The sequence below is a fragment of the Microbacterium umsixpiens genome (assembly GCF_053543675.1).
Genome location: NZ_JBLVOH010000019.1, coordinates 32,531 through 42,377 on the forward strand (window position 1 = coordinate 32,531; position 9,847 = coordinate 42,377).

Here is a 9,847-nt window from a genome sequence, read left to right on the forward strand (position 1 = left end):
CGGGGGCCCCCACCCTCGATTCGGATTTTCCGTGTTTCTCCGGTAAAGTCTTGGAGGTTGACGGGGCTATAGCTCAGGCGGTTAGAGCGCTTCACTGATAATGAAGAGGTCCCAGGTTCAAGTCCTGGTAGCCCCACCCTTTAACTCAAGAAATTCCCTCACGGGGCCTTAGCTCAGTTGGTAGAGCGCCTGCTTTGCAAGCAGGATGTCAGGAGTTCGAATCTCCTAGGCTCCACAGGATCGAGAAGCCCCCGGCAGTTGCCGGGGGCTTCTTCTGTTTCCGGGTCGGAACGGGAAGGCCACCGCAGCAGATCTCCGACGGTCATCGAGGCTAGTAGCGTCGAGGCTGACGACATGAGAGGTGCCGGATGCCCGACACGCACAGAACCCTGCCAGGGCTCAGCTATGACGCATATGTCGAACTGCGCGAGCACGACATAACCAATGACAAGCTCGATCCGAATGAATGGCGTCTGGGGCAAGCTTCATCGTGGGCTCACTGGGGCACCTGCGGTGCTGCCTCACGCATCACCGCAGAGAACCGGCATCTCTCCTCAGCAACGAGTGCCGCGGGGTTGAAAGCCACTATCGCCGACCTCACGCGAATCGCTCACACGGACCGGGCCGGTTTCGAGGCCTCACCTTATCCGCTCACTCCGAGCGTGGCCCTTCTGGGTCTCAATTTCGCCGGTAGCACTCTGGATCCCACGTCCGTTGACTTCGCCCCTTTCCATCATCCAGGGCCGACGTCTACCGACCATTTCCTCCGAGCTAGCGTCGAGCTCGCGGCCTTCGACGCAGGGCTTCCAGCGGAGTACCCCGCGCCGTACATCACGGACGTGTTCAAGCTGGCGCCCACGCCCTATGGGCCGGACCTCGCAAGAGCGTTCGACGGACGATCCCACCCTGCGATCGAACACGGTCTGGCGGTGCTCAGGTTCGAGCTCGAAGTCCTGACGCGTGCGAACCATGGCCGTCCGCCGTTGCTCATCGCTCTGGGGGATCACGCCCACAACTGGCTTTCCGGTACCGCCACACATCCGGATGCCGTCCGGTTTCGGGATCTGGTGGAACAAACGGGGTCCCCTCTGCATAAGGCCGTTCACTATGCGAACGTCGGGCGCGTTTCCTTACGGGCGTCACAGATCGAAGCTGTGCTTCGAAAAGCGATCCTCACGGGCTGAATGCTGGAGGCGTAGAACGCACAGTGCGCGACCCCAGGAGCCTCTCCCGTCTTCGGGACTGACCCGACGATTGCGCGGGACGAGACCTCAGCGCTCACGCGCTTCGGCCTCACTCGACCGGACGCAGATCGCGCAGGATCGTCGCCTGGCGGACGAGGAACGTGCGCTCGTCGAGCTTCTTCCGGCGAAGCCAGCCGGTCACCTCGTCGTTGTGCTTGCTGGCGTTGCAGGATGCGCAGGCAGGGACGACATTCTCGAGCGTGTAGCGGCCGCCGCGCGAGATGGGCTGGATGCAGTCGCGCTGCAACGCGGCCCCCTCGCCGCCACAGTAGGCGCATCCGCCCCAGGCATCCATGAGGTCGTGCCACTGGGCGTCGGTGAGATCGTTGTCGACCTTGGCGAGTCGGTTCGTCCGACGCTTGGCGTACCGCGCACGTGTCGCCGGCGACGCGTTGGCGGAGGAGACCTTGCGGGGGCGGCGCATGCGCTGATGCTACCGCGGTGGATGCGGGCTCAACGCCCGCCGCCGCCGAACTTCGAGAAGAAGCGGTCAGCCGCCGTGCGCTGCTCTGCGACGGAAGCGACGGTCGCCGGATCCACGGGGCTGAACGTGAACACGAGGTCCTGCGGACCAGCGGCGCCGAGCCGGTACGCGCTCAGACCGCCACCCTGATCGCGCGCCATGCCACTGGGCCAGACGTCGGCCCGTGCACCGGCGACCCCCAACCGCCACCCGCGCGGGTCGAGTTCTTCGCGCAACAGGCACAGCGCCTCGAAAGCATCGTTCGCCTGCCGCTCGACAGCGCCGAGCTCCGGGGAGTTCACGACCACCACCCACTGCCAGTCATCGGTCTGCCACCAGCTGATCCTCACCTCGTGGATGAGACCGCCGTGGGTGGCGGAGATCTTCTGGGGACTCTGCGGCCGCGCCGATACGTCGTCCATCAGGAACCGATCGCGTGCGCACCGACCGACACGAGCTCGTGCGGGGCGACGTTCAGCCGCTCGCCGCCGTCGGCCGTGACGATCACGATGTCCTCGATGCGTGCGCCCCATGCGCCGGCGAAGTAGATGCCCGGCTCGATGCTGAACGCCATCCCTTCCCGCAGCACCAGGTCGTTGCCCGGCGCGATGTAGGGCTCCTCGTGCACCGAGACGCCGATGCCGTGGCCGGTGCGGTGCAGGAACGCCTCGCCGAGACCCGCATCCGCGAGCACGTCGCGGGCCGCCGCGTCGACCTGTGCGGCCGTCGCGCCCGGACGGACGGCGTCCACCGCCGCCTGCTGCGCGCGAACGAGAACCGCGATGCGCTCGGCCGCCTCCGGGTCAGGGCTGCCGACGACGTAGGTCCTCGTGCTGTCGGAGTTGTAGCCGCTCGGCACCGCACCACCGATGTCGACCACGACGACGTCGCCCTCTTCGATCATCCGGTCCGAGACCTCGTGGTGCGGGTCGGCACCGTTCGGGCCCGAGCCGACGATCACGAACTCGACCGTGCGGTGGCCCTCCGCCACGATGGCCTCGGCGATCTCGGCCGCGACCTCGCGTTCGGTGCGTCCGGCCCGAAGCCACTCCGGCACCCGGCGGTGCACCGCGTCGATCGCGTCCCCCGCTCGGCGCAGTTCGGCGATCTCCTCGGCATCCTTGATCATGCGTCCTTCGCGGAGCACGGGCGTCGCCAACTCGAGACGCACTCCGAGACGCTCGCCGATCGGCACGACGTGCAGCGCGGGCAACGCATCCGAGACGCCGACGCGGGAGACGGTATCCACGGCCTCGGTCACGAGCGCGTACGGGTCTTCGCCGTCGACCCAGTCGGCGACCGCGAGTCCGAGCTCACCGACAGCGGTGGTGCGAACCTTCGCGAGCTCCATCCGCGGCACGACGACCGTCGGAGCGATGTCGGGGCCGATCACCAGGGCCGTCAGCCGCTCGATCGTGTCGCCCTCGACACCCAGCAGATACTGCAGGTCGGGGCCCGGCCCGACGATGATCGCATCCAGCCCGGACTCGGCGGCGAGGGATGCGGCGCGGGCGAGGCGGGCGGCGTACACGGAGGCGGGGAAGGGCAGTGTGCTCACGGGTTCCACGCTACTGCGCGGGTGCTCGCAGCGGCATCCGGTTCCGTGAACGCGGGGTCAGCCGCCACGCACCGCGCGGGGAGGCACACCGTACTGGGCGCGGAACACACGGCTGAAATGCGCCGCATCGACGAAGCCCGCACTCATCGCGATCTCGGCGATGGAGCGGTGCGCTTGATACGGGTCGGTCAGCGCGTCGTAGCAGCGCTGCAGTCGGCGTCGCCGGATGACCGTGGAGACCGAGGCCCCCTGCTCACTGAACATCGAGTGCAGATGCCGCACCGAGATGTAGTGCGCCGCCGCGATCTGGGACGGAGACAGCTCGCTGTCGGCGAGGTGCACGTCGATGTACGTGAGGATGTGCGTCAGCGTCGTGGAGTGCGCGCTCACCGGCCCGTCGGTCGCGACGAGGTTCGCCTCCAGCACCGTGCTCAGCATGTCGACCGCGGTCCGCAGCATCCGTCGGGCGATGCGGCTGTCGAGGTGGTGTGCACCTTCCGCGAGCGAGCCGAGGTAGGGACCGACCATCGCCCCCAGCGCTCCACCGGCATTGAGGCGCGTGGCGGTGATGCGGCTGGTGTCCTCCGTGGGGATGTCGAGGAGGACCTTCGGGAACATCACCACCGACATCTGCACGGCGTCATCGAAGAGCAGGGAGTACGGACGGTCGGTGTCGTAGAGCGCCATGTCGCCGCTGCCGAGTGCGGTCTCGCGTCCGTCCTGCACGATCATGCCGCTCCCGCGCTCGATGCGGGAGAACTTGAAGTACTGCTGCGGGGCGCGGGAGATGAGGGAGGGAGTGCGATGCACGCCGTGCCCGTCGGCGTCGATCGCGAAGACGTGGATGTCGCCGGCAGCGGTGGCGTCGATCGCACCCCGGAAGCGATCCTGCTCCGGCGCTGTCACGTCGAGCGCGACGACGGCGCGGGAGACCGCATGGCGGTAGTCGAGGAACGACAGACTCTGCATCAGGGCTCACCTCACTGTGGCCGATCATATACGATGCTGCATTTTAGCATTCGTGCGCTGTGCCCGCGTAGACAAGTGTTCTGCTCTCGCCGTCAATCGACGACGGCTCCCCCTGGCGAGTATGAGGACTTACCCGAGCATCGAAGGAGCTGTGCCATGGTGACGTCCACTCCCACAACCTCGACGACGAGAACGGCCGAGCATCGGCGCCTCGGCGTCTTCGCGGTCGCATTCATGATCATCGCCGCCTCCGCGCCGCTCACCGTGCTCGCCGGCGGAGTGACCAGCGCCTACGCGGTCACGCACGTCGACGGCATCCCCTTCGGCTACATCGTGCTCGCGATGGCACTCGGCATCTTCGCGATCGGCTACGCCGCCATGAGCCGGTTCGTCACGAATGCCGGCGCGTTCTACGCGTACGTCGCGCAGGGGATCGGTCGCCCGACCGGCGTCGGGGCCTCGGTGCTCGCGTTCCTCTCCTACAACGCCATGCAGATCGGCATCTACGGGATGCTCGGGTTCCAGATCAGCTCGTTCATCGAGTCGAAGACCGGTTGGGCGAGCCCCTGGTGGGTCTGGGTCCTCCTCACGATCGTGCTCGTCGGCGTGCTCGGAGTCCACCGGGTGGATCTCTCGGCGAAGGTGCTGGGCGTGCTCGTCGCGCTGGAGTTCGTGGCGGTGATCGTGTTCGACCTGTTCGCCTTCGGGAACCCGGCCGAGGGATTCACGGCGGCCCCCATCACCCCCTCGGCGCTGTTCGTCCCGGGAGTCGGGGCCGTCCTCGCGTTCGGCATCGCCGCGTTCATGGGCTTCGAGTCGGCCGCGATCTACGGCGAGGAGTCCAAGGACCCGAAGCGCACCATCCCGCGTGCGACGTTCCTCGCGGTCTGCGTCTCCGGCATCTTCTACGCCATCTCCTCGTGGGCGCTCGCGCTCGCCGTCGGCCCGAGCAAGATCACCGACCCCGCGGGCATCTCGCCGGAAGAGGCCGGTCCTCCGCTGTTCTTCAACTTCGTCGCCGAGCACCTGGGCATCATCTGGGTCGATGTGATGTCGATCCTCTTCATCACCAGCCTGTTCGCCGCCCTCGTCAGCTTCCACAACGCGGTCGCCCGCTATGCCTTCTCGCTCGGTCGCGAGGGCGTGCTGCCGCGGGTGCTGGGTACCGTCCGCATTCGCAGCGGTGCGCCGTGGGCCGGGTCGCTCCTGCAGTCCGCGATCGCGGTCATCGTGATCGTCGGTTTCGCGATCGGCGAGCAGGGCTGGAACCCCGAGAACGGACCGTACCCGGTGATCACGCTCTTCACCTGGCTCACCAACCTCGGCGCCTTCGGACTCGTGCTGCTCCTGGTGCTCGTCTCGGTCGCGGTGATCGGCTTCTTCCGCCGCGACAGCCGAGAGGTGGGCGCCGGCAGCAGGCTGGTCGCGCCGATCATCGCCTTCGTGGCGCTCGCGATCGTCTGGGTGCTGATCCTTCTGAACTGGGATGTGCTGCTCGGTCAGGCCGTGTCCACCCCGACGACCTTCATCCTTCCCGCTGTGCTGCTCGTGCCCTCGGCCCTGGCCGTCGTGTGGGCGCTGTGGTTGCGCAGGGCGCGGCCGGAGGTCTATCGCCAGATCGGTCACGGCACCGAGCTGCCGGAGGCTCCGATCCTGGGCGAGCCCGAGCCGGTGGTCGACGCGACGAGAGGAAACCTGTGAGCACCACTGACACCAGACTGACCTTCCGGTATCTGTCCGAGCCGGACACGATCGCGGCCGGCGTCACTGACATGGGGCTGTGCGTCGACGTGATGGAGGAGACCCTGCGTCTCGTCGACGCCGGCGACTACCGGATGGGCGGACCGGACGGGAACTCGCACGGCTCGATGGTCACCTTCCCCGCCGAATCCGCCCATGAGGGCATGCCGCTCGACGGACCCCATCGCCGGATGATGGCGATGCCGGCGTACCTCGGCGGCACCTTCCAGACGGCCGGCTGCAAGTGGTACGGGTCGAACATGGCCAACCGCGAGAACGGTCTGCCGCGGTCGATCCTGATGCTCACGCTGAGCGACAAGGACACCGGCGCGCCACTCGCGCACATGTCGGCGAACCTGCTGAGTGCGTATCGCACGGGCGCCGTGCCGGGAGTCGGTGCCCGCCACCTCGCCAACCCCGATGCGCGGAGCGTGGGCATCGTGGCACCCGGCGTGATGAACCGGACGACGCTCGAAGCCTTCGTGGCCGTGCGCCCCGAGCTCGACACCCTGAAGGTCGCCGGACGCAGCCGATCGAGCATCGACTCCTTCGTGGAGTGGGTGCGGCGCGAGTACCCCCAGTTCACGACGGTCACGGTCGTCGACAGTGTGGAGGATGCTGTACGCGACAGCGATCTGGTCACGGTCGCCCCCACGACGCCGGCCGGTTCGGCGAACTACGTGCGGATCGAGAAGCGGTGGCTCAAACCGGGTGCGCTGGTGAGCCTGCCCGCCGACATCATGATCGACGACGAACTGCTCCACGGAGCGCGACACGTCGCCGACTTCCGTGGGCTGTACGAGGCGTGGAGCGAAGAGGTGCCGCACCCGGCGCACGAGCACATCGGCCTCCACGGCATGTACCTGCTGGATCGCATCCGTTCGGGGGACGTGCGCGACGAGGCTCTCGAGAACCTCCCCGCGATCATGAGCGGGCAGGCAGAGGGGCGCCGAACGGAGGACGACATCTTCCTCTACTCCGTCGGCGGGATGCCGGTGGAAGACGTCGCGTGGGGGACCGTCGTCTACCGGCGTGCGATGGCCGAGGGCATCGGCACGGAACTGCTGCTCTGGGACACTCCGGCTCTCGCATGACCGGCGTCCGTCCCCCATCGATCATTCGTCAGGAGTTCCCATGAGTGTGCAGGTCAGGAAGCGGATCGTCATCGTCGGGCTGGGGGCGGTGGGTGCGCTCGCCGCGTGGCGACTGTCGCAGCGTGACGACGTCGAGGTCATCGGCATCGAGCAGTACGGCAAGGTGCACGACCGCGGCTCCTACGCCGGCGAGTCTCGGGTCTTCCGCACGGCCTATCACGAGGGCGGGCGCTACGTGCCGATGCTGCAGGAGTCGCGGCGACTGTGGCGTGAACTCGAGCAGCGGTCCGGCCGGGAGCTCTACCTCGAGGCGGGGGCCCTGTCGATCGCCCAGCCCGACCGGATCGAGATGCGCACGACCCTCGACACCGTGCGCGAGTTCGACCTGCCGCACACCCTCTACGACACCGAGGAGCTGCGTCGCGCCCACCCGCAGCACAACGTGCACGACGGCGACGTCGGGGTGCTCGACCACCACGGCGGCGGCATCCGTCCCGAGGTCTCGCTGATGGCTGCCCTCGATCTCGCCGAGGCGGCCGGTGCGCAGCTGCGCTTCCACACCCCGGTGCTCGCGATCGAGGAAGAACCGGGCGGCGTGGTGGTGCGCACCCCGACCGAGGCGATCCGCGCTGACACAGTGATCCTCGCCTCCGGCTCCTGGTCCACACGGCTGGACCCCCGGCTGCACGACCTGTTGCGGTTGCAGGTCCTCGGGTTGACCTGGTTCATGCCCACGGACATCGCCGACTTCCTCCCCGAGCGCTTCCCCGCGTTCCTGCGCGACGTGGGCCCCGTGCACTTCTTCGGGGCGCCGAGCCTCGACGGCTACTCGATCAAGGCGAGCAGCAACCCGACCTGGCCGGTCGCCCGCGATGTCGACGAGGTTCCGCGGGAGTACACGCGACACGAACTCGCGAAGATCGGGCAGCAGGCGAAGGAGTTCTTCCCGTCGTTGAACCCCGAGCCCGTGCGCTCCAGCGTGCACCACTGCGCTTACACACCCGATCGCACCCCGATCGTCGACGTGAGCGAGAGCGAGCGGGTCGTGACGGTGACCGGTCTCTCGGGTCACGGCTTCAAGTTCGCGCCCGTGCTCGGGGAATGGGCTGCGCGGCTCGCCACGCGGCCGAGCGATGCCGGCATCGACCCGCACTTCTCGCTGGCCGCGCACCTCGACCGGCTGGCGACCGTCGGTGCGTACCGCGGCGGCGGTCACTGAGCCCGGTCCGCGCTCTTCGGTCACGGACCGGCAAGCGCGCCGCACGGGCAGTCAAACCCCGCTCGACCCCCGAGCACAGACTCGAACTGCGCGATGAACCTGTCGCGCACCCCATCGTGAGGAGACAGTGATGTCGGAGAACGCCCCGGTTCTGGACGAGGCCGCCCTGTTGGAGCGCGTCGGCGCCCCCGAAGGTCGGGGTCGCGAAGTGGTCGACGCGGCGACGCGCGAACCGATCGGACGAGCACCCGTGCACACGGTCGACGAGCTCGACGCCGCGGTCGCGCGGGCGAAGGCGGCTCAGCCCGGGTGGGATGCACTCGGCCATGCGGAGCGCAGTGCGCTTCTGAACCGGGTGGCCGACGCGATCGACGCGAACGCCGAGCCGCTCGCCCGGCTGCTCTCCCGCGAACAGGGCAAGCCGCTCAACGGTCCGAACGCGCGCTTCGAGGTGGGCGCGTGCTCCGCGTGGCTGCGCACCGCCGCCGCGACGCCCCTCGAGCCGGAGACCGTGGTGGACGACGGTGAGACCCATGCCGAGCTCCACTACCGCGCGATCGGCGTGGTCGGTGCGATCGGACCGTGGAACTGGCCCCTCATGATCGGCATCTGGCAGATCGCTCCGGCGCTGCGCATGGGCAACACGGTCGTCGTGAAGCCGAGCGGATACACGACGCTGAGTGTGCTGGCGCTGATCGAGGTCATGAACCGGGTGCTCCCCCGCGATGTGCTCATCGGTGTCGCCGGAGACCGCGAGGTGGGGGCGAGGATCGCCTCCCACCCGGACATCGGCAAGGTCATGTTCACGGGTTCGACGGCGACCGGGCGCAGCATCGTCGAGAGCTCGGCGCAGAACCTCGCCAGGCTCACGCTCGAGCTCGGCGGCAATGACGCGGGGATCGTCCTGCCGGGCGTCGACGCGACCGCCATCGCGCAGGAGCTCTTCTGGGGCGCGTTCATCAATACGGGACAGACGTGTGCGGCGCTCAAGCGCCTCTACGTGCACGACTCCGTCTACGACGAGGTCGTCGACGCACTGGCCGATGTCGCTCGGCAGACCCCGATGGGCAACGGCCTGGATGAGCAGAACGTGCTCGGTCCGCTGCAGAACCGCGCCCAGTTCGAGATCGTGCGCGACCTGGTCGACGACGCGGCGCGCAACGGCGGTCGGATCGTCACGGGCGGTGCACCCGCGACCGAGCTCGGGGAGCTCTTCTACCCGATCACGCTCGTCGCCGACGTGACCGACGGGGTGGCCCTCGTCGACGAGGAGCAGTTCGGTCCCGCGCTGCCGATCATCCGGTACACCGATGTGGACGAGGCGATCGCCAGCGCCAACGGCCTCGATGTCGGCCTCGGGGCGTCGGTCTGGGGCGAGCGCGAGGAGGCGCGGAAGGTCGCCGCGCGCATCCAGGCCGGCACCGTCTGGATCAATTCGCACGGCGGTGTGCATCCGATGATCCCGTTCGGCGGTCACAAGTCGTCGGGCTACGGCCTCGAGTTCGGGGTCGAGGGTCTCAAGTCGGTCGCCGTGCCGCAGGTCATCAACGGCTGAGTGAC

9 protein-coding genes and 2 tRNA genes are annotated in these 9,847 nt (G+C 68.2%); 7 read left to right on the forward strand and 4 right to left on the reverse strand.

The window, feature by feature from the left end:
• Nucleotides 1-62: 62 nt before the first annotated feature.
• From ACNPM4_RS01855 to ACNPM4_RS01865, 3 genes are all read left to right on the forward strand, one after another.
• Nucleotides 63-136 (forward strand) — tRNA-Ile (locus ACNPM4_RS01855).
• A 26-nt stretch (nt 137-162) separates the two neighbouring features.
• Nucleotides 163-235: transfer RNA gene (locus tag ACNPM4_RS01860), tRNA-Ala, on the forward strand.
• 133 nt (nt 236-368) lie between these two features.
• Entirely contained in the window at nt 369-1,184 is an 816-nt protein-coding gene (locus tag ACNPM4_RS01865) for a hypothetical protein (protein WP_448984498.1), read from the forward strand.
• A 109-nt stretch (nt 1,185-1,293) separates the two neighbouring features.
• Here ACNPM4_RS01865 and ACNPM4_RS01870 read toward each other — a convergent pair whose 3' ends face one another.
• Genes ACNPM4_RS01870 through ACNPM4_RS01885 form a run of 4 tightly spaced genes read right to left on the reverse strand, consistent with a single transcriptional unit; the run spans nt 1,294 to nt 4,234 of the window.
• A complete protein-coding gene (locus tag ACNPM4_RS01870; protein ID WP_029264195.1) occupies nt 1,294-1,668 on the reverse strand; it encodes an HNH endonuclease in 375 nt (124 codons plus the stop codon).
• Nucleotides 1,669-1,697: 29 nt separating this feature from the next.
• Nucleotides 1,698-2,129 (reverse strand): hypothetical protein, encoded by a 432-nt coding sequence (locus tag ACNPM4_RS01875; protein WP_448984499.1) that lies wholly within the window; start codon nt 2,127-2,129, stop codon nt 1,698-1,700.
• A complete protein-coding gene (locus ACNPM4_RS01880) occupies nt 2,129-3,265 on the reverse strand; it encodes a M24 family metallopeptidase (protein ID WP_448984500.1) in 1,137 nt (378 codons plus the stop codon). The genes ACNPM4_RS01875 and ACNPM4_RS01880 overlap by 1 nt, the downstream gene beginning before the upstream one ends.
• Before the next feature lie 57 nt (nt 3,266-3,322).
• Nucleotides 3,323-4,234 carry an AraC-like ligand-binding domain-containing protein gene (locus ACNPM4_RS01885; protein ID WP_448984501.1) on the reverse strand — a complete coding sequence of 304 codons (912 nt, stop codon included), beginning with the start codon at nt 4,232-4,234 and terminating at the stop codon, nt 3,323-3,325.
• Nucleotides 4,235-4,390: 156 nt separating this feature from the next.
• Here ACNPM4_RS01885 and ACNPM4_RS01890 point away from each other — a divergent pair, with 156 nt between their 5' ends.
• From ACNPM4_RS01890 to ACNPM4_RS01905, 4 genes are all read left to right on the forward strand, one after another.
• On the forward strand, nt 4,391-5,935 hold the full coding sequence (locus ACNPM4_RS01890; RefSeq protein ID WP_448984502.1) for an APC family permease: 1,545 nt from the start codon (nt 4,391-4,393) through the stop codon (nt 5,933-5,935).
• Nucleotides 5,932-7,068: a tyramine oxidase subunit B gene (locus ACNPM4_RS01895; RefSeq protein ID WP_448984503.1), complete on the forward strand. Its 1,137-nt coding sequence runs from the start codon at nt 5,932-5,934 to the stop codon at nt 7,066-7,068. The genes ACNPM4_RS01890 and ACNPM4_RS01895 overlap by 4 nt, the downstream gene beginning before the upstream one ends.
• 40 nt (nt 7,069-7,108) lie before the next feature.
• Nucleotides 7,109-8,287, forward strand: a complete 1,179-nt coding sequence (solA, locus tag ACNPM4_RS01900; protein WP_448984504.1) for an N-methyl-L-tryptophan oxidase — start codon at nt 7,109-7,111, stop codon at nt 8,285-8,287.
• Between the two features lie 130 nt (nt 8,288-8,417).
• Entirely contained in the window at nt 8,418-9,842 is a 1,425-nt protein-coding gene (locus ACNPM4_RS01905; protein ID WP_448984505.1) for an aldehyde dehydrogenase family protein, read from the forward strand.
• Nucleotides 9,843-9,847 lie beyond the last annotated feature (5 nt).